Raw genomic sequence first — 22,928 nt, 5'->3', positions numbered from 1 at the left:
TACTAGTTAGGTAGAAATTATAAAGTAAAAGATTTATATTTGCATTTTTATTCCTTTTTTATTTGTAATAAATTTCAAATAGAAAAGTAAAAAAGAAGTCGTTTTGAGCAAATTCGGTTTACTTTTTAACCTAAAAAACTATTAATTTATATATTTGTTTTTATGAAGATTGAGGATTACAGCGACAATACGATTTTAATTGAATCTCTAAAAAATGGAGATGAAAGCGCTTATACCTACATTATTGATACTTATCATCATAAACTTTGCGTATATGCCAACAGTCTGGTTAAGAATGTTTACAGCGCCGAAGATATTGTTCAAAATGTTTTTATTAAAGTCTGGGAACAGCGAACGAGATTAAAAGCAGATCATTCTCTAAAAAGCTTTCTTTATAAATTGACTTATAATGAATTTATCGATTTATATCGAAAAAACCAGTCTTTGTTTTCTCTTGAAAAATCATACTACGATGCTTTGAACGGAATTGTTCAGGAAGAAGATTCAGAAGCTTTTCAAAGAGTTTTGAATGCTGTGAATAAAGAAATTCAAAACCTGCCTCCAAAATGTAAAGAGGTTTTTATTCTGAGTAAAAAAGAAGGTTTAACAAATATCGAAATTGCAGAACACCTTGACATTTCAATAAAAACTGTCGAAGCACAGATTACCAAAGCATTTTCTATTCTGCGTTCTTCTTTGGAAGAAAAAATAAAGAGCGTTTTATTTCTTCTATTTTCTGCCAAAAAAAAATTCAGACTAAATAATTTAATCTGAATTTTCCTTTTATTATTTTAAAGCTGAAATTGATTGTAAAGCTTTAGGATACGTATTTCATTTCTTCTTCGATAAATTCTAGAATTGGCTCTTTCATATCGTGATAAAAAAGCACTTTCCAGTTTTCATCTTTTGCCTGTTGTTCCCATTTTTTACGAGATTCTCTAGCGCGTTTCCCGTCAAAGTCGGTTTTGTAGGCAACATGCATGGACCAATATATTTTTTGCGGTAAATCGTCGGCTCCATAAAAAACAATCTCATCATCAGCTTTGATCCAAAAAACTTGATGAAATTGCGTATGTCCAGCCGAAACTTCATAGAAAATTTCGTTAGTAATTTGTCCGCTGTCAGCATTTAACAATTCCACGTTTGGAAGATTTTCCAACTCATTCAATATTTCAGGAACATAAGACGGATTATTGATTTGATCTAAAGCAAAATCTATTTCGCGTTTTTGAATATAAATCGTCGCATTTGGAAAATTCTGAACCAGATTTCCGTTTTCAAAATAACCAATTCCTTCAATATGATCTTTATGTAAATGCGAAACCAAAACTTTTGTTATCTGTTGAGGTTCGATATTGTTTTTTCGTAAAATTTCATAAATAAACGGAACACCATTATTTACAAATCCCAATCCGAAATCTAATAAAATAACATCATTATCGGTGATAACCACAAAAGGCTGAATGGCCATTTTTAAACCTGAAACGTTTGATCCATCTGTCAAAAGCTGAAATTCTTTTTTAGAATTGGCAACATAATTTCCTTCTTGTAATGCTATAATTTCCATTTTGTTTCTGCTTTAATTTTGCAACACAACAAAGTTCTTAAGAATTTCTATATTTGTAAAACCTTATTTTTCGATAAAATCAATCGATAAAACCGATTTAGAAATGGAACTCCGACAGCTAAAATATTTTCTCAAAGCAAAAGAATTACTGAATTTTACCGAAGCGGCTTCGGCACTTTATATTAGCCAAAGCACATTATCGCAACAAATTAAACAGCTTGAAGACGAATTGCAGGTTCCGCTTTTTAACCGAATCGGAAAAAGAATTACGCTTACCGAAGCAGGAGATTTGTTTGCCGTTTACGCCCAACAATCTGTCAACAAAGCTTCTGACGGATTGGAATTACTAAAGGACTTAAATAATCTGGAAACGGGAAAAGTGGCAATTGGCGTAACGTATGCATTGCGCCATGTGGTGACAAAAGCGCTGATTTTATTTAGTTCGGAATATCCTAAAATTCAATTCGAAATTGTGTTTGGAACTTCACAGGAATTAATTCAGAAACTAAATCATTTTGAACTTGATGTAATCCTGACTTTTGAAGAAATTGCTGCCGAAGCACATTTTAAATATCTCGAATTGTTTACTTCACCAATGGCTTTGGTTACAGCATCAGAGACACCTTTAACTCATAAAAAAAGTATTTCTTTAGATGAGGTAAGTTCTTTGCCACTTGCACTTCCATCGAGTGGTTTCAGCACAACACAATTTATTAATAAAGCTTTTGAAAAAAATAATTTACACCCAAAAGTTACGATTGAAATAAACGATATTCCGACATTGCTAGAATTAATTAAAACAGGAAAATGGCATACTATTTTGACTAAAACCACTATTGAAGACGAGAAAGATTTGTACGCCATTCCGATTCAAGGCAAAAATATGACACGAACAGCAATGCTTATTTCTTTGAAGGAAGTATATGAGAAAAAAGCGGTTACGGCATTTTTGAAAATGCTCGTAGAAAATTTGAAGTAATTTTTAAACATCAATTTTTACCGCAAGTCCCAGCGGGACGAAATATTTATAGAAACAATTATTCCCATTTCAAAAGAGCCCAGTGAGGTGAAATATAGATTACAAACAATTATGTCGCTCCTCTGGAGCTTCTACCAATTGTGGATCAATTAAGCTATAAATATTTCATTCCTCCGAAATTTACCCTGAGAAAAAAATGTTTACGGCAAACTTTGTCAAAGTTTTAAACTTTGACAAAGTTCTCGTTACCTAAATAAATTCTATTTCAACTCTGCTTCAAAAGGCGAAGCTGGCAAGTCTTCTTTATTGTATAAATTAGCATCAGAAGGATTATCTGCCCAAGCATAACGAACTTTTACTGGATTTGCAACCGAGTCATTCCAAACTACGATTTTGTCTCCTTCAATAATTGCTTTTGCCCAAACAAACTTTCCGTCGGTTCCCGCGATAGCAAATTCTTTTAATTCGTTTTCTTTTTTAATCATGAAACCAGATCCAACATTCGAAAAACTTAAAACCAATTTGTTTCCATTTTGTTTCATCGATTGAAAAAGCGGACCCGAAGCTGTTACGTTTTTATCACCATAAACCAACTTCTTTGCTTGAAGCGCTAATCTTCTGCCAACATCATATTTATTTAATGGATGAATATCGTTCCATTCGCCTAAATCTATAGTTATAGCCAATCCTGTATTCGGAACTTTCAGCGTATTTAACTGCTGTTGTCTCAAAGCTGCCCAACTGCTTTCTGAAGGCTCTGTTTTTGGATCCATAAAATTTGGAAGTTGCACTAGTAAAAAGGGTAAATTTTCCTGTTTCCATTGTGCTCGCCAATTTGTTATTAGCGTTTCCATCAAAGGTCCATATTCCAAAGGCTTTTTGGTATTGGCTTCACCTTGATACCATAAAACGCCTTTTATTGGATAATTTTTTAAAGGTGCAATCATCGCATTGTAAAGTCCGACTGGTTTCCAGCGAACGAAAGTCTGTCCAGGAAGCGGTTCCATTTTAGAACCTAATTTGTATTTCCAAGCACCTTTTAAATCAATTGTATTATCGCCAATAATTAGTTCGTAAGGTTTATCGGTTACAAAACCTCCTCTTCCAGAATTGTTGATAATACGAACTGTAATTTCGTTTTTACCTTCTTTTAAAACATTTGTATTAAAAGAATAAATTCTTGGCGGATATTGGTACGAAGTTGTTCCGACAAAATTTCCGTTTACAAAAACCGAATCGGCGTCTACAATTCTTCCTAGAATCAATTTTGCCTGATTTTCTTTTACTTTTTCCAGAACAAAATCTTTTTTAAACCAAACCGAACCGTTTGTTTTTCCAAGTTCTCCATCAGCCCAATAACCTGGAACGTTCATTACTTTCCAATCTGAAGTTTCAACCGAATTTTTCCATTTCTCTTTCAGTCCAAGATCGGCTTCATTCAGTTTTTTATACCATTCTGAACTTACTTTTCGATCATTTTCATCGATTTGTTTTTCGAGTTTTCCGTCTTTAAATTTTAAATATTCTTCATAATACTCGGGAAATTTTTTAATGCTTTCTTCGCTAATCCAAGATTCTGCAGGAGAACCGCCTAAAGCGCTGTTGATTAACCCAATTGGAATTTTATACTTTTCGTATATTTCTAAAGCAAAGAAATATCCAACTCCAGTAAACTGTAAAACGTTTACAGGATTTGCTTCAACCCAAGAACCAGATGAAAAATCGTTTCTTTCTTTTTCGAAATAATATTCATCAGGAACCAAAAATTGTCGGATTTGCGGATTTGCAGATTTTGCAATAACATCTTTGTATTTGTCTTTTAAGCGATCCATCGGCAATTCCATATTCGACTGGCCAGAACACAGCCAAACATCACCAAAAAGGATATTTTTCAAGACAATTGTGTTGGATGCTTTTAAAGTCATTTCGTAAGGTCCACCTGCTTTTTGAGATGGAAGCTGAATGGACCATTTTCCGTCTTGAGCCGTTGTGGTTTTATATGTTTTACGATTAAACTCGAGTTCGACTTTTTCGCTTGGCGACGCCCAGCCCCAAATATTAACTTTTGTATCGCGCTGCAATATCATTCCGTCACTTATCAATCGCGGAAGTTTTATTTGAGCATTGATGCTAACTGTTATTAAAAATGCTAGAAGTATCTTTTTCATTGTATTATGTTTTTTTTTGCCACAGATTAAAAGGATTAAAAGGATTTTTTAAAAATAATCTGTGTTAATCTTTTTAATCTGTGGCTAAAATAATTAGTGGAAATTCGTGGCGAAAAAAACCTATTCGTAACTATATAATTTTATTTTTTGTATTTCGTAATCGCCAACTGAGATTCTTAAATGTCTTCCTTGATGGGTTTGATCTCCGTTAAAATGTCTGATGGTTTTCCATTTTTCATTTTCAAACTTGCCTTGATCGGTTTTTAAAATTCCAGCATTTACATTTCCTTTTAATGGTTTAAAAGTAACTACAATTCCTGAACCTGAAATGTAAAATTCATCTTTGGCAATTTCAATAATAATGGCACTTGACATTGGCCAAGTTTCAGCTTTTGCTCCATCTGACCAATTTAAGGTATAATCATGTTTGAAAGTGAATTCGTAATCGCCCATTTTAATGATTTGCGTATTGTTTTCTTTGTCTAACAAAACACCGTCAATTTTTCCTTGTCCTTTATTGGCTTCAATTGTTGGGGTTAATTGCTGGACTAAATCGTATATTTTTCCTAAAGGTTCTTTTTTGGCATCGGCAACAGATTCTATAGAAAATGGCGAAAAACCAATCGCTTCATAATGTCCGATGGCATATAAACCTTTAAAAGGCGCGGTTTCATCAAAACGGTGTTCTGGAATAAATAACGGATCGCCTTGACGGGTAAATAAATCATTCCATTGTTTAAACGACGGATTGTAAAAATCTGGCGCTAAAAAATCGATCGCATTTCCGGCCGCTTTCCATACATCCATAATATGTGGCAAAGGTCCCGCGCTTGGGTATTGTCCCGGTTTTTTTTCTGGTGCATTTAGAGCCGCGTTTACAAACATTGGAATCGGATAAATATCTTTTCCTGCTTTGGCGATTATGTTGGTAAATTTTGAGAAATACCAAGCCATAAAAATTTCATCGGTATGAAGTCCTTTTCCAAAAACTTCTTCCCAGTTTCCTTTTGTTTTGAATCCGTTTTTGCTCCAGATTTCTGAAAATTCGGGAACAAGTTTTTCTTTATTTTTTTGAAGGTATTGCAGCAATTCTTTTGGAACTTCTTTTTTGAAAGCTTCATTCGCCAATGGATGATAATCACGGGCAGTTGGCAGCATTCCGATTTCATTCTCAACCTGAATCATGATTACGGTTTGCTCTTTTTGATCGAAATCTTTAATATGAGCCATTAGTTTTTTGAATGCATTCAAATCGGCTTGAAGATTGTTTTCGCTAAAAGGCGTTAGAATCTCATGACTTTTGTTGGTATCGTCTTTAACTCTTGGATATTTTTTCTGATTGAGTTTTACCCATTCTGGCGCATGACTTGACATACTGTTTTTCCAGGATCCGAACCACAGAAAAACAAGTTTTAAGTTTTCTTTTCTTGCACGAAGAATTAAATCATCTACCAACTGAAAATCAAATTTACCTTCTTCTGGCTCTATCAATTCCCAATAAACAGGCGTGAGAACGGTGTTGAGGTTCATGTCTACCAATTTTGGCCAAATGGTTTCCATGCTTTCCATACTTGTGGCAGAAGAGTTTCCAAGTTCTCCTCCACGAATCAAAAATGATTTTTCATTTACAATTAATTGTGTTTTGTTTCCTTTTTTCTGAAGATGAGGTATGTTTTGACAAAAACCAGATTGGATCGTCAATAAAGCCATCAGAAGGAAGCTGTTTTTTATAAAAAAACTGATTCGATTTGTTTTATGAGTAAAAGCCATTTCGATTTGTTTTTTGCTCGTATAGATCTTGAGCTGTAAAAATTAAGAAAATAAATAATCCATAGTACAAACCATTTTTACAGATTTGCACTATGGATAATTACTAATTAAATATTTAAGGTTTTTGTAATTCTCCTGAGAAACCTAAACTCACGTCTTTTCCTGCAAGTCCGTCTGCTGCGCCTTTGTAGGCATGTTTACGAACATAATTTGCATCCCAAAGATTTGGAGATTCGTTTGGAAGCCAGTATTCATGTTCTTTAGAATTATCAGATACTCCCCAAATTGTAATTCCGTATTGTTGCCCTGCAGGAATGTATTTTTTGTACATATCAATAACATACTGATACATTTCTGCCTGAGAAGCCTGCTGTGCAACTGTTGGCGTAGCAGTACCTAATCTAATGTCTAACTCAGAAATTTTGATCAATTTTCCGGTAGCTGCCAATTTTTGGAACATTTGAACAATTTTATCTTTATCAGTTGTCAAGCCAATGTGCATCTGCGTTCCAATTCCGTCTACTTGAGCACCTTGGCTTTCAATGTATTTTACATATTCGATTAATCCGTCACATTTATCTAATCTAGATTCTAGGTTGTAATCGTTTATGAAAAGTTTGTCGGTTGCATTTCCGTATTGGCGTGCCAATTTGAATGCTTTTACAGCGTAATCTTTTCCTAGATATTTTACCCAAGAAAAATAATCTGTTGCAGTATCTCCTTCAGTACCGTTTCTTAATGTTCCATCTTCTTTCATTGGTTCATTGACAACGTCCCAAGAAAAAACGCTTGTTTTGTAGTGTGTCATCATTTTAGAAATCCAATCTGTCATGGCATCGCCAATAATTTTGGTTTTCTCAGCATCTGTCTTTTCAATTGTTACAGGCGCTGTAGGTCCTCCGCCAGTAGTTGATCCATCAGTTACCAGAACATTATCGATATAATAAGTTCCTGCGGCCCCTCCTAAATCAAAGCCAAAACCAGTCTCTCCTCCTTTTGCAGTGATTTTCCATTCTATCTGTTTCCAAGTCGTTGTAGTAGTCTGATCTCCCTGATAACTTGCTACTCCTGATGGTGTTGTTGAACATCGTACAGAACCATTTGCTTCAGAACGAATCATATAAGAAATAGTATAGCTTTTTCCTGCTACTAATGCAGAAGTAAAAGTGGTCTGAATTTGAGTTTTCCATTGGTTCGAAGCATCAGATGTAGCGTTTACTACTTTCATTGATCCACTTCCCTCATAAACATTTGAAGCTCCTGTTCCTGCACTTAAAGCATCTGCTGCTCCGTTGGCTTTACTCCAGCCTGTAATACCTGAATTAAAATTTCCGTTAGCAATCAGATTAACTGGTCCTGTTGCGGCATCCAAATCAACGACCGCCAACGTATAAGCGTCGATTAAATACGTTACGTTTGGAAGATATCCTAAATCTAAATTAAACTGAAAACTTGTACTTCCTGATGCAAAATCGCCTGGAGCCAATTTGATTTTTACCTGCTGCCAAGTAGAAGTTGTTGCAAATGCTTCTGTCCATGTTCCTCCTGTTGCAAACCAGTCTTTGTATGGATATTGATTGGTTAGCGAAGCGTTGAATGAAATACGCCCTTTACCTGCAACATCAGATTTGATATAAAATGAAATTTCATAATTATGTCCTGAAACAATTGGCACATTTGGCGAAGTAAGCTGCAAACTGTAAGCAGCAGAAGAACTTGCGCTTGACGCTAATTGGATTGCGGCAGAAGTGCTGGTTAGGCCAGAATTGGCAACTGTTGTGATTCCTTTCCCTGGATTATTTCTAGCCCATCCTGTGAAAGTTCCGCTTTTAATAGGTGTTAGATCCAAAACATTTGTTCCGCTTGAACCTGGAATTACTGTTGGGGCAATAATACCGTTTAGATAACTTGCATTTTGGTTGGAATGCCAAACTAAAGTGTGTCCAAAAACTTTTAATCCTGCGCTTTTTGTTGCAGCGATAAAAGCATCTACATTGGCAAAATCAATTGCTCCTTTAGCATTTACCATGGCACCGTGTTTCATTTCATAACCTGGCGTAACCTCATCAAAATTTTCGTTTACGATTTTTCTATAATTGGCATCGCTCATGTATAAACTGATTCCGATTCCGTTTCCTAATGAAAAATCTGAATAGTTTTTTAATGGTTCGTAACGGCTTATTTTCTCTACTAAAGCCAGCGGAAGCTCAGCTCCAGTTACTTCGCCATGTTCTGGGTCTTTTCCCCACTCCATCAAATTATCATCGCAAGATGACAAAATCATTAGTGATGAAGCAATTATTGGTATGATATATTTATATTTCATTTTGTGGTTGTTGAGTTAGTTAAAATCATTATAGACTGGCGTATCTAATGGTACAATTCTCCAATTGTCTGTATACACTTTTACAGAAGTTGCTTTTGAAGGGAATTCTACTTCGCTTGCGTTTCCTGTTACATTTGAAAGTTTTACATCAGAATTTTCGAAATAAATACCAAAGTTTTGATATGTTGCCGCTTCACGATATGCTAAAACTGTTTCGAAAGTAAAAGCTTCTTTAGACCAAGCGTAGAATTTGTTTAATGGAATTGTAACTGTAATCCATCCTGTTGTGTTTACTCCTATCGATTTTCCGTCTTTAATCCATGGAACATAATTGTAACAAGCTCCTGTCCATTCTCCTCCATTAAAATTATTGATCATACAGATTTTTAAGAAGCCTGAATCTTTCCAAACATCTGGCACATAAATATCAAATTGAAAGGCCACTTTATCCAACGGTGTACTTGCTGGAATATATGGTGTTAACTGAGCTCTCCAATTATCAACTCCATTTCCTGCTGTCCAAACTTCTGTACAACGGTTTTTAGCTGGATCGAAAGAGGCAATACGAGCTGGACGATGAGGTACATATTTTCCTTGAGAAATATTTCCTGTTCCTAGTGCTGCCGATTCTAAATCTGCTGGCTGGATCATACTTGTTGAACTTCCCCAATATCCATGAGACCCTTGTCCATCAAAATTAAGCAGTAATCCTTTTTTGAAATTGAAATAAGCTGGAGAGTAAACGCCTCCGTTTGATGTTTCTGCATAAATTGAACCTCCTAAATCTGAGATTCCGCTTGGAACTACAACTGTAAATGATTCTCCTTCTTCGTCTGAAGTGATTCCCGTTGTAACTTCAACATTTCCTGGGAAAACTACTTTGCTTACTTCTGTTAAGCCGGTTCCTGAAACAATAATTGTTTCTCCTGGATTTGGCATTGTATTCGACATGCTTAAAATAGCTGGTTTTCCTGAACGAATTGCGAAAGGGAAAGTAAATTCGCTATTATCATTTACAAATCGGATTGTATTTCTTACTGACGGATCTGCATCTAAAATTGGGGTATCTGCAGAAACGCTTACCAGCATTGAATTATTAGAAACAAAAACCACATTAAAGTAAGTTGAATATCCGTTTATATAAACTTTCTTCAATCCTTCAAATCCAGAGCCTTCTATACGTAATAGCTGTCCTAAACGGGCAAAAGTTACTTCTCTGTCTGGCACAGATGAATTTACATCTTCTAAAAACACTTTTGTAATTGTAATTGTGCTTCCTTCTGAATCGTTGTTGTCGCAAGAAGTAAACAGCATACCGAAAACCATCATGCTTAACAGTGCAATTGGTGCCCAATACTTTTTAGTTAAAATATATTTCATATTTATGTCTTTTAGTTTTTTATTTCTGAAACTAGAATAAGTCTTTTATTTTCTCTTCTGTAAATTGATACGGAACTGGATTTTCTCTCAATAACGGATTCTGAACCAATTCAGATTCTGGATAAGGAAGTGTGAAAATTGTCGCATCGATTACACCAATTGCTCTCGGACTTGTTGCTTTTGAAGCATCAACCGTAACTGTATTTGTTGCTGTGTCGTACAAAATTGGAGTTATTGTTCCTCTGTTTTGTCCTGTTATATAGTTGATTACTTCTTGTTGTTTGTAGTAAGCTCTTCTAACTAAGTCGTACCAATATTGTCCTTCCATACACAATTCAACTCTTCTTTCGTGAATAATATCAGCATAAGTCAATGTTGTTTTTGGATCTAAACCTGCACGTGTACGAAGTCTATTTACAACCGAAATCGCTGTTGCATCTGCAGTTGATGCATTGTTTCCTAAAGCTGCTTCTGCATAGTTCAAATACACTTCTGCTAGACGTAACATGTAAGTATTTAAAGCAGAATTCATACGGGTAATTTTAGAATTGTCTTTTGTAGAACCTACAACACCTTTTTTAATTGTAAGGAAATCAGCACTGTGATCTACAGTATAACCGCCGTTTGCTTTATTGATTTCAGCATAATGATCGTTGTCTCCCATAAAAGTTGCTCTACGGCGAAGATCTTTTGACTCATATTCTTGTAAAACATTGTAAGAAGCTCGTGTCCAATATCCCCAAGCTGCATCGTCTCCTGTAATATCAGAACCTAATGCAAAATAGGCCTGCTGCGTATTGTTTACTCCATAATCTCCATTAGGAACCCATTGAAGCGCAAACATCGATTCTGTATTATTGTTATTGTCAATCATGAATAAATCTTCATAATTTGCCATTAAACTGTAAGGTCCAGAACTCATTACTTTTTCTGCTGCTTTTTTGGCTAAATCAAGATATTCCTGATTGCGCGTTCCGCTGTTTGGATTGTCGCTCACTCCCGAAAATGATAAGTAAACACGAGACAACATTCCGTAAGCGCTGTATTTTGTTAAACGTCCAGCCTGTCCTGCTGTTTCTGGAAGATATTTAGCTGCAAATTCTAAATCGCGCATAGAAAATTCGTAAACATCTTTCATTGGGTTTTTATTCACGATTGGATTTTTTACCAATTCGCTCGGGTCAGTAGAAATGATAACATCTCCCCATAATGAAGCCAAATACCAATATGCCGTTCCTCTCATAAAGCGAGCTTCGGCAATATATTTGTTTTTAACAGTTGCGTTCATTGAACTTCCAGAAATTCCAATAATCACATTATTTGATTGCTGAATCACATTATACAAAGATGCCCAAGCTGAAACTAAAGGCCCTGTTAATCCCGTTTCTGTTAAATCTGTAAACGGATAAACGTAATCTGAGAAAGGTGCGTACATGTTTGCGGCACGTCCATCTCCTAATCCGTAATAGAATTTATCATTAAAATCGAACCAAACTTTGTTGTATAAAGGTCCTGTTGCGGCCTGAAAATCAGATTCCGTTTTATAAAAATTTTCTTTTGTAATTACATCATTTGGTTCAACGTCTAAAATGTCGCTGCAACTCGTCCAAACAAATGGCAATGCAATAATTAAAGCCGTGTAAAATATTTTCTTTGTTTTCATTGTGCGTTTTTTAGAAATTAACAGTTAATCCAAGCGTAGTTACCATAGGCGAAGGATAACGTCCGTTATCGATACCATTTAAAAGTTGGTTTTGATACATTGCACCTACCTCAGGATCATATCCTTTATATTTAGTAAAGGTTAAAACATTCTGCATGTTTGAATATACTTTGATGTTTGAAATTCCGTATTTAGAATACAAATCCTTTGGAAGATTATAACCAATCGAAATATTTTTAAGTCTTACATAAGATCCATCTTCTACAAATCTGTTGCTTAAACGATAATTTGAAGCTGAAGCCGCAGATGAAGCTGCAATTCTGGGCATGTAAGGATCTCCGCCAACAATTTGAACGTTACGATAATCGTTTGGTCCATTCGGATCGATTAATTCTAATTGTGCGTATCCTAAAGCCGATTTCAACAAATTAGTATTCTCACGAGGATTTTCTAACCAGCGTCTTTGATAGTTTAAAACATCGTTTCCGTAAGAACCTGTAAACAAAATGCTCACATCAAATCCTTTGAATGAGAAACTATTATTGAAACCAAAAGTGAAATCTGGGTTAGGATTTCCAATATATCCAGCATCTTTTTCGTTGATTACACCATCTTTATTTACATCTTCAAACATGTAATCTCCAATCCAAACTCCATTTTCTCCAATTGCCATTCCTTCTGGCAATGCGGTTGGTTTTACCACTCCATTAGCATCTTTATAATAGAAATCTGTTGCTTTTTCAAAACGTCCAATTACTTTATAACCGTAAAATTGTCCTAATGGCTGTCCAACTGCAGTACGAGTAACCACTGTTACATCAGAACCTTGCTGCAATGTCTGGTCATAAACTCCCGATTCTGAATTTAATTTCAATACTTTAAATCTGTTCATAGAGATATTGAAATTTGATTTCCAAAGAAAATCTTTTCTCTGCATGTTGATCGTGTTTATCGTAAACTCGAAACCTTTGTTTTCAAGAGATCCGATATTAGCAAAAGGTGGTGATGTAGCTCCCTGACCCGTTGTACCTACATAAGCAGGAAGTGATAATCTTAGTAATAAATCATCTGTTCTTTTATAATAAACATCTGTTGTAATTTCAATTCTGTTGTCTAGAAGTCCGATGTCTAAACCAATATTAGTCTGGTTTGATTTTTCCCATTTAAGGTCTGGATTTGCTGTATTGGTTGCAATTTGTCCGCTTCCCCAATTGGTTGCAGAAGTTCCATAAACAGAAGTATAAGCATTATTTGGTACGCTTGAATTACCTGTTACTCCCCATCCTGCACGTAATTTCAGATTACTAATAGTTTGATTGTTTTTTAAAAATGATTCATTTGAAACCTTCCATGCTAAAGAAGCAGATGGAAACCAATCCCATTTATTGCCTTCAGCAAATTGCGAAGATCCATCTCTTCTGATTGTCCCTGTTAGGATATATCTATCATCAAATGTATACGTTGCTCTTGCAAAGTAAGAACTAAGCGATTTTGTAGAACTTGCATTTGAATTTCTAGCCGTTGTTGGATCTCCAGCGTTTAAATCTGTAGCTCCGTTTGTTAAATAACCTGAACGGTAACCATAAAGATTTTCCCAGTTTTGCTCTTGAAACTCTTGAGCTACTAATGCATTAACATTATGTTTTCCAAACATTTTATTATAAGTCAAAGTGTTAGTCCAAATCCAGTTTTCGCTGGTAGATTTTGTTCTTGATCCTTCTCTAACTTCATTTGATAATGCTCCAAAAGTATACGATGGATTAAAAGTATATCTATTCCCGAAACCATAATCTATAGAATACTGGGTTTTAAGTTTTAAATCTTTTGTAAAACCAATTTCTGCATACACATTTCCTCTAATTCCATAGTCTTTTCCATGATTGTCTTTCAACATTGCAATTCCCAATGGATTTGTCTGAACAAATTCTGTTGTATCTGGTCCGTCAAAAGTACCATCAGCATTTCGAGCTGCTACGTTTGGAGTTTGTTTTAAAGCAGTTAAAATTACCGAATCATCATTAACTGTCGTTACCTGATTGGTTTTGTAAGCATTTAAGTTTACTCCAACTTTCATCCATTTTTTTACTTGCGAATCAACAACTGCACGAATTGTCATACGATCAAAAGAAGAACCAATAATTGTTCCTTCCTGATCAAAGTAAGACATTCCTAATGCATAAGTAGTAGTATCTGAACCACCAGAAGCAGATAGATTATAGTTCTGAATTAAACCTGTTTGAAATAATTCGTCTTGCCAATTTGTGCCTTCTCCTAATAAATCAGGACGAATAAAATAAGGATCTCTTTGAACGATTCCTAAATCTGCACGAGTATTTTTAAGTGTTCCATATTCTCTTAAATTAAGCACCTGCAATTCCTTTGGCATTTGCTGCCATCCTACATAAGTGTCAAAATTTAAAGTCAAATCTCCTTTTCTACCTGTTTTAGTAGTCACCATAATTACTCCATTTGCCGCTCTAGAACCATAAATAGCAGTTGCAGACGCATCTTTCAATATATCGATAGAAGCAATATCATTAGGGTTAATTCCTGAAAGCGGATTTGTATTTAAAGAACCTGAATTACCATCTATAATCACACCATCAATTACATAAATTGGCTCATTAGAACCTGTAATAGAGCTTATACCACGAATACGTACCGAAGAGCTTCCTCCAGGAGTACCACTATTTTGCTGTATCTGCACCCCTGCCGCACGGCCTTGCAATACCTGATCTATAGTTGTAGAAACAGATTGTGTTACTGCTGCACTAGATATAGAAGAAATAGCTCCTGTTAAATCTGCTCTTTTTGCGGTTCCGTATCCAATAACAACAACTTCTTTTAAGTCATTTAAGTTCTCTTCTAGTACAGCATCAATTTTAGTTTTATTGTTCACTGCAACTTCATGCGGTTTATATCCAATAAAACTAAAAACCAAAATGCTATTATTGGGAATAGCTTGAAGCGTGTACGTTCCGTCAAAATTTGATACCGTACTTGTTTTGGTTCCTTTTACAATAATATTGACACCTGGTATTGGTCCGCTACCATCAGATACAGTACCTGTAACAGTAATTTGCGCATTTACCGAAGCAGAAAATACCATCATCAGGATTAAGAACCCCAGATTCTTAAAGTATTTAGATCTGCTTTTAGTAATTAAAAAGTTAGTCATAAATAATTGGTTTAATGAGTTAATAGTTGGTTTAGTTAGTTTTCGTTTTGATTGACTTTGCTATCCATTTTTATTTTAACATTTCTAATAAATAACAACTTATAGTCAAAACAAATATATGCAAAAAACAACAACACACAATCGGTTGCGTTAATTTTTTTTATCAATTTCAAAAAAAACATACTAAAAAAAAGAATTATACATGTAAATAATTATAAAATATTAAATAATTAGCAAAAACAGTATTTAATATCACGAAAACGTTAGAGATAATAAATCGTTTGATTCAAAATCTTAAAAAAAATATAAAATGTTAAAATATAAGTTTTTTTAAAGAAACACTAAAACGTTGTAGTGACTGTATAAAAATTCCTCCTAAATTAGATGTTATGTTATCCCTTATAAAATGGGACTTAAAAAATATTATAATCTGAAAGTCACCACACTAGAACCAAAAGCTTATATTTCTTACAAAATAAAAAACAGAGACAATCGGTTGCTTTTATTACATAAAAAAACTCCCCTCCAAATAGCTGGAAGAGAGTTTAAAAACTATAAAAATGGAAATGAAAAGATTATAAATTCATCTTTTTTGCGTCTTCTACAAATTGCTTTAAACCAATATCAGTTAAAGGGTGTTTCAGTAGCCCTTTTATCGCAGAAAGAGGGCCTGTCATAACATCTGACCCTACTTTGGCACAATTAACAATATGCATGGTATGTCTTACAGAAGCTGAAAGGATTTGAGTCTGATAATTGTAATTATCGTAGATTTCTCTGATTTCAGCAATTAAATGCATTCCGTCTGTTGAAACGTCATCTAAACGCCCTAAAAATGGAGAAACGTAAGTCGCTCCAGCTTTTGCTGCCAATAACGCCTGACCAGCAGAAAACACCAAAGTTACATTGGTACGGATTCCTTTTGAAGAAAAATATTTGCAAGCCTTTACACCATCGCCAATCATTGGCAGTTTCACTACGATCTGAGGATGTAAGGCGGCTAATTCTTCTCCTTCTCTTATCATTCCTTCAAAATCAGTCGAAATAACCTCAGCCGAAACATCGCCATCTACGATATTACAAATGTCAAGATAATGTTTCAGGATGTTTGCTTTTCCTGTAATGCCTTCTTTTGCCATTAAAGACGGATTGGTAGTTACACCATCTAAAACGCCTAAAGCCTGCGCTTCTTCAATGTCTTGAAGATTAGCAGTGTCAATAAAAAATTTCATAAGTTTTTTGGTTTATTAGTTGTTATAAATAATTCTTTATCATCGAATGAACCGCATAGTTTGTCATTTCGACGAAGGAGACCCGAGCGATAGCCAACAGGCGAAGCAAATCTTCGCGAGAAACTCGACAAAGATTAGTTATTTACTTTGTGGAGCTACTTACGGAGATTTCTCCTTCGTCGAAATGACAAAACTGTACGTTTTTTTTCTTTGTGTAGATAAATTTAGTAGAGACACACTGCAGTGTGTCCAAATTCTAGTGAGTGAAAAATGTGCATTTCGATTGATTCTGCTCTTCAAAAAACCTTCAATAAAAAAAACTCACTTATTATTTTATCAAACTGACTTTTATTCATTTCAATTTTTAAAAAATAGTAACTAAACCTTCAATCTATTTTTCTCAAATCTCATTGTAAAAATGCCATAATCTTAATACACATTTTCGAAGTTTTTATCTAAAAAACATTTTTAAACATCGTAACGTTTTATAACTATCATGTTTAAAAATTTAAACCTTTTCTAGATTTTTTTCTCACTAAATTTTTTAAGAAACCTAACAGGTTTTAAAAACCTGTTAGGTTTGCTGTAGAAGTTTACCAATTAAATATATTGGTTAATGATATTTTCAAACAATTCTTGCTTACCGCTTTGAAGATTTAATTCTCCATTTTCGTGAGCGATAGTATAAAGATCTTTAAGATTTAATTTTCCATCAGCAAAGTCTTTTCCTTTTCCAGAATCGAATGAGCTGTATCTTTCTTTTCTTAATTTTTCGTAAGGAGAAGAAGTGATAATTTTATCTGCTGTCAATAAAGCTCTTGCAAAAGTATCAGCTCCGCCAATGTGTGCTAAGAAAACATCTTCTAAGTCTGTAGAGTTTCTTCTAATTTTAGCATCAAAGTTAACTCCACCACCTTGCAATCCGCCAGCTTTTAAGAAAACCAACATTGCTTCAGTCGTTTCTTGAATGTTGTTTGGAAACTGATCTGTATCCCATCCGTTTTGGTAATCACCTCTGTTTGCATCGATGCTTCCTAACATTCCTGCTTTTGCAGCCACTTCCAATTCGTGTTGGAAAGTATGTTGTGCCAATGTAGCGTGGTTTACTTCAATGTTGATTTTGAAATCTTTGTCTAAACCATAATTTTTCAAGAATCCAATCGCTGTCGCTGAGTCAAAATCGTATTGGTGTTTTGATGGCTCCATTGGTTTAGGCTCAATAAAGAAAGTTCCTTTAAAACCTTGAGCTCTTGCGTAGTCTCTAGACATTGCTAAGAATTGCGCCATGTGGTCTAATTCTCTTCCCATATCTGTGTTTAATAAAGACATATAACCTTCTCTACCACCCCAGAATACATAGTTTTCTCCGCCTAAAGCGATTGTTGCATCAAGAGCCAATTTTACTTGTCCTCCAGCTCTTGCTACTACATTAAAATCTGGATTTGTAGCCGCTCCGTTCATGAATCTTGGATTTGAGAAGCAGTTTGAAGTTCCCCAAAGCAATTTAATTCCAGAGTCTGCTTTTTTCTGTTTTAAATAATCAGTAATAAAAGCCAAACGTTTTTCTGATTCTGCGAAAGTTGCTCCTTCAGCGATCAAATCGTAATCGTGGAAACAGAAATAATCGAATCCCATTTTACTGATGAATTCAAAAGCGGCATCTGCCTTATCTTTTGCAGCTTGATATGGATCTGACGAAGCATCCCAAGCAAATTGTTGTGTTCCTGGTCCAAATGGATCGCTACCTTGTCCGCAGAAAGTATGCCAGTAAGCGATTGCAAATTTAAAGTGCTCACGCATTGTTTTTCCAGCTACAATTTGATCTGGATTGTAATATTTAAATGCCAACGGATTATCAGATTCCTTTCCTTCAAATTTAATTTGGCCGATACCTTTGTAGTATTCTTTATCTCCTAAAACTATCATTTGATTTTTTTATTTATTTGTTAATATTAATTCTAATTCTTGTTTCCATTTTTTATAAGCCGTCTCGTAAGGTTCTTTGTTGTGAAGTGGTAAAAACGTCATTACGTGATCGTTGTCACTAACATTAGCCCCAAACTTGCTGTAATCACCGTCTTTTAAACCAACTGCTCTCGCCGCACCAACCGCTCCTGTTGTATTGTAAATTTCGATTTCGTGACCAATTAAAGTTGCCACGGTATTAGAGAAAATCTCCGAACGGAAAAGATTGTCATTTCCAGCTCTAATCACATTAATCGTAGCATTGTCATCTTTTAAACATTCCATTCCGTACACAAACGAAAACGCAATTCCTTCAAGAGAAGCTCTAAACAAATGCGCGCTGTTGTGAATATTTAAATTCAGATTTAAAAAGTGAGTTCCGATGGTTTTATTATTGAACATACGTTCCGCACCATTCCCAAACGGAATTACAACAACACCTTCTGATCCAACTTCAATATTTGAAGCTTTTTCATTCATTGCTTCATAACTTTCGTTGCCCATATTATTACGAAGCCATCTGTACTGAATTCCTGCTCCGTTAATATTTAAAAGTTTACCCACTCTTGGCGTTTCCAATTCGTAGTTTACGTGAACGAAATTGTTTACTCTTGTGCTTTTTCCAGACGACATTTCGCTCACTGCATAAAACACTCCCGAAGTTCCACCAGTCGCAGCCACTTCTCCCGGATTCAAAACATTCAGAGACAAAGCATTATTAGGCTGATCTCCTGCTCTGTACACAATCGGAATTCCAGCTGGAAGACCTGATTCTGCCGAAGCTTTTTCAGTAACAACTCCTTGATTTGTAAAATTTTCGACGATTCTAGGCGTCAATGATTTGTCGATTCCGTAGTATTCTAAAAGCCAGTCGGCTACTTTATTTTCTTTATAATCCCAAAGCATTCCTTCAGACAATCCGTTTTTAGTAGTCGTTACTTCACCTGTTAATTTCAAAGCTATATAATCTCCCGGAAGCATGTATTTAGCAATTTTATTGTAAACTTCAGGTTCGTTTTCTTTCACCCATTTTAGCTTTGAAGCAGTAAAATTTCCTGGCGAATTCAATAAATGCGACATGCATTTTTCTTCTCCAATTTCGGCGAAAGCCTTATTCCCAATTTCAACTGCACGACTGTCGCACCAGATAATTGAATTTCGAAGCGCATTTCTGTCATTATCCACAATCACCAATCCGTGCATTTGGTACGAAATACCAATTCCCTGAATTTTAGAAGCATCGATGTTTGATTCTTTAATCGCTCTTTTAGTCGCTGTACAAATGTGCTGCCACCAGATTTCAGGATCTTGCTCTGCCCAGTCTGGGTGAATTGACAAGATTTCCATTTCGTTCTGCGGTTCATTCAAAACGATTACTTTTTTGCCTGTTTCTGCTTCTACCAAGGCCGCCTTGACAGAAGAACTTCCAATATCATATCCGATATAATACATACTATAATGATTCTCTTATTATTAATTTTGTCGGCACATAACACTTCGTTTCTTCGTCATGCGTAATAAATGCCGCTGCTTTGGTTCCCATTTCTTTAAAATCGGTTGAAACAACCGAAATTCCTTTGTATATAAATTTCTTCATTGGGGTTTCGTTGTACGATAAAAATCCAACGTCTTTCCCAGGTTCAAAATCCTTTTCTTTACACTGTTCTAAAAAGTGCCCTAAAATCCTGTCGCTTACACTGATATAAGCAATTCCTTTTTCAATATTGAACTTTTTCGGATCTGTAATCACTTCATATTCAAAACCAAAATCGGCACAGAATTTCTTAAAATATTCTACCGTTTCCCACGGATGATTTGTAAAATCTGGATATACAAACTGTATTTTTTTATACTTTTTAAACAAATCGGCTACTTCTGTCAATGACTCGTAAAATGCTTTCCCGAAATCCTGAAAAATATAATTATTTGTCTTTTTTGCCTGAATATTCCAGTCAATCAAAAGCAATTTATCTTTTGAAATTGCCGACAAAGCCGGAGCGATATCCTTGTGATCAAAATTCATGACTACGTATTTGTAGTACTTTCCAATTCCATTATTAATGATCGTTTTAAAAACATCAATATTATAATGATGAAACTGCACATCTGTAATTACATTATCTGGCAGATTATTCACAAACGAATGGTACAAAACCTCTTTATAAGCCTTAAACGTATCCAAAACCAAAAGCACTTTTCTCGTTTCGCCTGCCACATAATAGCCTTTATTGGGTACAGAATCAATTGTATTCTGGTCTTTTAAAATCGTATAAGCCTTAAAAACCGTGTCTCTCGAAAGCTGATACGTCTTGCAGATTACATTCACCGACGGAAGCAAATCTCCCTTTTGTAAAATATTCTCGGCAATAGCATTCGTAATTCCGTCAACCAACTGCTGATACTTCGGAATATCACTATCGTGATTAATTATAAACTCAAATTTTTCTTCTTCTTTTAGCATACCGTTCTGTTCCGTTCTGTTATGCTAAAGTAGCTAAAAATATTTTATAAAAAATTATTTTTCAAATGAATTATGTTATTTTTTTTTAAGCTCTGGAAGAGCGGAATATTTATAGAAAATTCCAATCGTTACAGATTAAAAGCTCCAGCGGAGCGACACATTTGTCATAATAATATATCGCCCCGCTGGGGCTTTTGTAAAGTTGCAAAACAAACCTTCTATAAATATTTCGTCCCTCTGGGACTTCGCAAGCAACTCCATAACGGGAATCCACACAATCTTGTCATTTCGACGAAGGAGACCCGAGCGATAGTGAACAGGCGAAGCAAATCTTCACAAGTAGCTCCGGAACGAAAATCCAATCTTTGTCGAGCTACTCGTGAAGATTTCTCCTTCGTCGAAATGACAAACTGGTCGAAAAACTATACAGAACGCTACCAACTTTTGTCGAATCCCGCGTGTGATCCTTCCTTCGTCAGGATGACAAACTAGACGGAAAAAACTATTGCTTAAAATGCTCACTCGAAGCATACATCCCCAAATACGTCCCCACAAATCCTCCTGCTTCTTTTGTACTCAAAATAACCCCGTCAACATCTTTAATCAATAAAATCCAATCTTGTTTTTCTGTCGTTTTATAATAAAAACTATACCATCTTCCGTTTCCTTCAATCTTTACAAACAATGGTTTACCAGAATCTAAAAGTTCTTTTTTCGTAATAATTTCCGATTTCCCATTATTGATTTTATCTGCTGTTCTTTCAACAAAAACTTCCAATTTATGATCAGCATTCATTCGTTTTCCAATCAACAAATAATGTTTTTCGTTTTGAAAAGCGGTTAAACCTACAGCCTGTAAATTATCTTTTGCATTGAATTCAAACTTTACTGAAGCTTCAAATTTTAAATGTTGCTGTCTTCTTCCAATAAAAGAAAAATTCGTTTCGCTATGAATCGATTCTGGTCTTGGTTTAATTAATAATTTTCTATTAATCAAATCATACCATTTTTCCTTTGGCGTCCTAATAAAACTCCATTTAAGATCTAATTTATTCGAGTCAAAATCGTCTTTCGAAACGAAATTTCCATTCAATGGCTCTATTTTTTCTTTAGAAAGCGGAAGATTTGGACGTTTATGAATCATCGGAATTGGTTCATTTCCGCCTACAATTTCTGGCCAATCGTTTTTCCATTCTACAGGCATCATGAAGGTTTCTCTTCCCATATTGTAGAAATCTCCTTCGTATGGTCGGCATCCTAAAAACACTGACCACCAATCTCCGTTTGGAAGTTCAACAAAATCGGCATGTCCCGTTGTCGAAACCAAATTTTTACGATTCGGATCTAAATGCAACTGTGTCAAAATCGGATTGTTAGCATAACTTTCATAAGGACCATAAATGTTTTTACTTCTAAAAATTACTTCAGAATGATTAAAACCCGTTCCTCCTTGTGCGCAAAGCAAATAATAAAATCCGTTCTTTTTAAGCACATGCGGACCTTCGATCCATACTGGTTTCTTAGACATATCGGTTCCGCCGTTAATAACCAATTTGGGGCTTGTTGTGGTTTTTTGTTTTTCCAAATCGTATTCCAGCATATAAATGGCGCGATGGCCATCATGAAGCGAAACATTATTTGGCGGAGGTCCGTTATGCGTAATATAAACTTTTCCATCTTCATCAAAGAAAATGTCAGGATCGATTCCATTAACATCTGGAAGCACAATTGGGTCTGACCAAGGTCCTGCAGGATTTTTAGCGGTAACAATAAAATTACCTACTCCGCTTACATTGGTGCAAATCACATAAAATGTTCCTTTGTTATAGCGAATTGTTGGTGCGTACATTCCGCCAGACAAACGAGAGTTTCCAAAATCGGCCTGTTCAGGGCGATCGATGATGTTTCCAATTTGTTTCCAATGCACTAAATCGGTACTTTCAAAAATGGGCAATCCCGGAAAATAGCAGAAAGAAGAATTGACGAGATAAAACTTATCCTCCACTCTGCAAATCGTAGGGTCAGGATAAAAACCAGCTAAAACAGGATTTAAATAATCGCCATCAGATTTTGTAAGATTTTGATATGCGTCGTCATTTCCTCTGTAATCAAACCAATCAAAAGAAGCATAATCGGAATACACAACCGATTGTGATTTTTGCGAAATTTTTTTACACGAAGAAAACGCACTCATCAAAATGACTGCTGCAACAATTTTAAAGCCTGTTTTTCTTTTCAT

14 protein-coding genes are annotated in these 22,928 nt (G+C 35.1%); 2 read left to right on the top strand and 12 right to left on the bottom strand.

Features of this window, described 5'->3' with window-relative positions; translation table 11 throughout:
* The first annotated feature begins 162 nt into the window (after positions 1 to 162).
* A complete protein-coding gene (locus OZP10_RS14180; protein WP_281631441.1) occupies positions 163 to 774 on the top strand; it encodes an RNA polymerase sigma factor in 612 nt (203 codons plus the stop codon).
* 43 nt (positions 775 to 817) lie between these two features.
* Here the strand turns inward: OZP10_RS14180 and OZP10_RS14175 are convergent, their stop codons facing one another.
* The gene (locus OZP10_RS14175; protein WP_281631440.1) at positions 818 to 1,567 is read right to left on the bottom strand and encodes an MBL fold metallo-hydrolase; all 750 of its coding nucleotides are present in this window, start codon (positions 1,565 to 1,567) and stop codon (positions 818 to 820) included.
* A gap of 103 nt (positions 1,568 to 1,670) precedes the next feature.
* Here OZP10_RS14175 and OZP10_RS14170 point away from each other — a divergent pair, with 103 nt between their 5' ends.
* Complete coding sequence (locus OZP10_RS14170) at positions 1,671 to 2,546, top strand: LysR substrate-binding domain-containing protein (protein ID WP_281631439.1); 876 nt, start codon at positions 1,671 to 1,673, stop codon at positions 2,544 to 2,546.
* Between the two features lie 260 nt (positions 2,547 to 2,806).
* Here OZP10_RS14170 and OZP10_RS14165 read toward each other — a convergent pair whose 3' ends face one another.
* The 11 genes from OZP10_RS14165 to OZP10_RS14115 form a co-directional block, all read right to left on the bottom strand.
* A complete protein-coding gene (locus tag OZP10_RS14165; RefSeq protein WP_281631438.1) occupies positions 2,807 to 4,714 on the bottom strand; it encodes a sialate O-acetylesterase in 1,908 nt (635 codons plus the stop codon).
* A 120-nt stretch (positions 4,715 to 4,834) separates the two neighbouring features.
* Positions 4,835 to 6,484 carry a GH35 family beta-galactosidase gene (locus OZP10_RS14160; RefSeq protein ID WP_281631437.1) on the bottom strand — a complete coding sequence of 550 codons (1,650 nt, stop codon included), beginning with the start codon at positions 6,482 to 6,484 and terminating at the stop codon, positions 4,835 to 4,837.
* 115 nt (positions 6,485 to 6,599) lie between these two features.
* The gene (locus tag OZP10_RS14155) at positions 6,600 to 8,810 is read right to left on the bottom strand and encodes an endo-1,4-beta-xylanase (protein WP_281631436.1); all 2,211 of its coding nucleotides are present in this window, start codon (positions 8,808 to 8,810) and stop codon (positions 6,600 to 6,602) included.
* Positions 8,811 to 8,825: 15 nt separating this feature from the next.
* Positions 8,826 to 10,190: a glycan-binding surface protein gene (locus OZP10_RS14150; protein ID WP_281631435.1), complete on the bottom strand. Its 1,365-nt coding sequence runs from the start codon at positions 10,188 to 10,190 to the stop codon at positions 8,826 to 8,828.
* 31 nt (positions 10,191 to 10,221) lie between these two features.
* Positions 10,222 to 11,853 (bottom strand): RagB/SusD family nutrient uptake outer membrane protein, encoded by a 1,632-nt coding sequence (locus OZP10_RS14145; RefSeq protein ID WP_281631434.1) that lies wholly within the window; start codon positions 11,851 to 11,853, stop codon positions 10,222 to 10,224.
* A gap of 10 nt (positions 11,854 to 11,863) precedes the next feature.
* Positions 11,864 to 15,031, bottom strand: coding sequence for a SusC/RagA family TonB-linked outer membrane protein (locus OZP10_RS14140; protein WP_281631433.1), 3,168 nt, complete (start codon positions 15,029 to 15,031; stop codon positions 11,864 to 11,866).
* A gap of 575 nt (positions 15,032 to 15,606) precedes the next feature.
* Entirely contained in the window at positions 15,607 to 16,263 is a 657-nt protein-coding gene (gene fsa / locus OZP10_RS14135) for a fructose-6-phosphate aldolase (protein WP_281631432.1), read from the bottom strand.
* A 600-nt stretch (positions 16,264 to 16,863) separates the two neighbouring features.
* Positions 16,864 to 18,189 (bottom strand): xylose isomerase, encoded by a 1,326-nt coding sequence (xylA, locus tag OZP10_RS14130; RefSeq protein WP_281631431.1) that lies wholly within the window; start codon positions 18,187 to 18,189, stop codon positions 16,864 to 16,866.
* 9 nt (positions 18,190 to 18,198) lie between these two features.
* On the bottom strand, positions 18,199 to 19,680 hold the full coding sequence (locus OZP10_RS14125; RefSeq protein WP_281631430.1) for a xylulokinase: 1,482 nt from the start codon (positions 19,678 to 19,680) through the stop codon (positions 18,199 to 18,201).
* Between the two features lies 1 nt (position 19,681).
* A complete protein-coding gene (locus OZP10_RS14120; protein ID WP_281631429.1) occupies positions 19,682 to 20,689 on the bottom strand; it encodes a GntR family transcriptional regulator in 1,008 nt (335 codons plus the stop codon).
* Positions 20,690 to 21,191: 502 nt separating this feature from the next.
* Positions 21,192 to 22,928: a glycoside hydrolase family 43 protein gene (locus OZP10_RS14115; RefSeq protein WP_281631428.1), complete on the bottom strand. Its 1,737-nt coding sequence runs from the start codon at positions 22,926 to 22,928 to the stop codon at positions 21,192 to 21,194.

Origin of the sequence: Flavobacterium luteolum, assembly GCF_027111275.1 — a bacterium.
In the GTDB taxonomy this organism is placed as follows: domain Bacteria; phylum Bacteroidota; class Bacteroidia; order Flavobacteriales; family Flavobacteriaceae; genus Flavobacterium; species Flavobacterium luteolum.
Note: the sequence above shows the minus strand (reverse complement) of the source record. Positions and strands in the feature narration are given on the sequence as shown.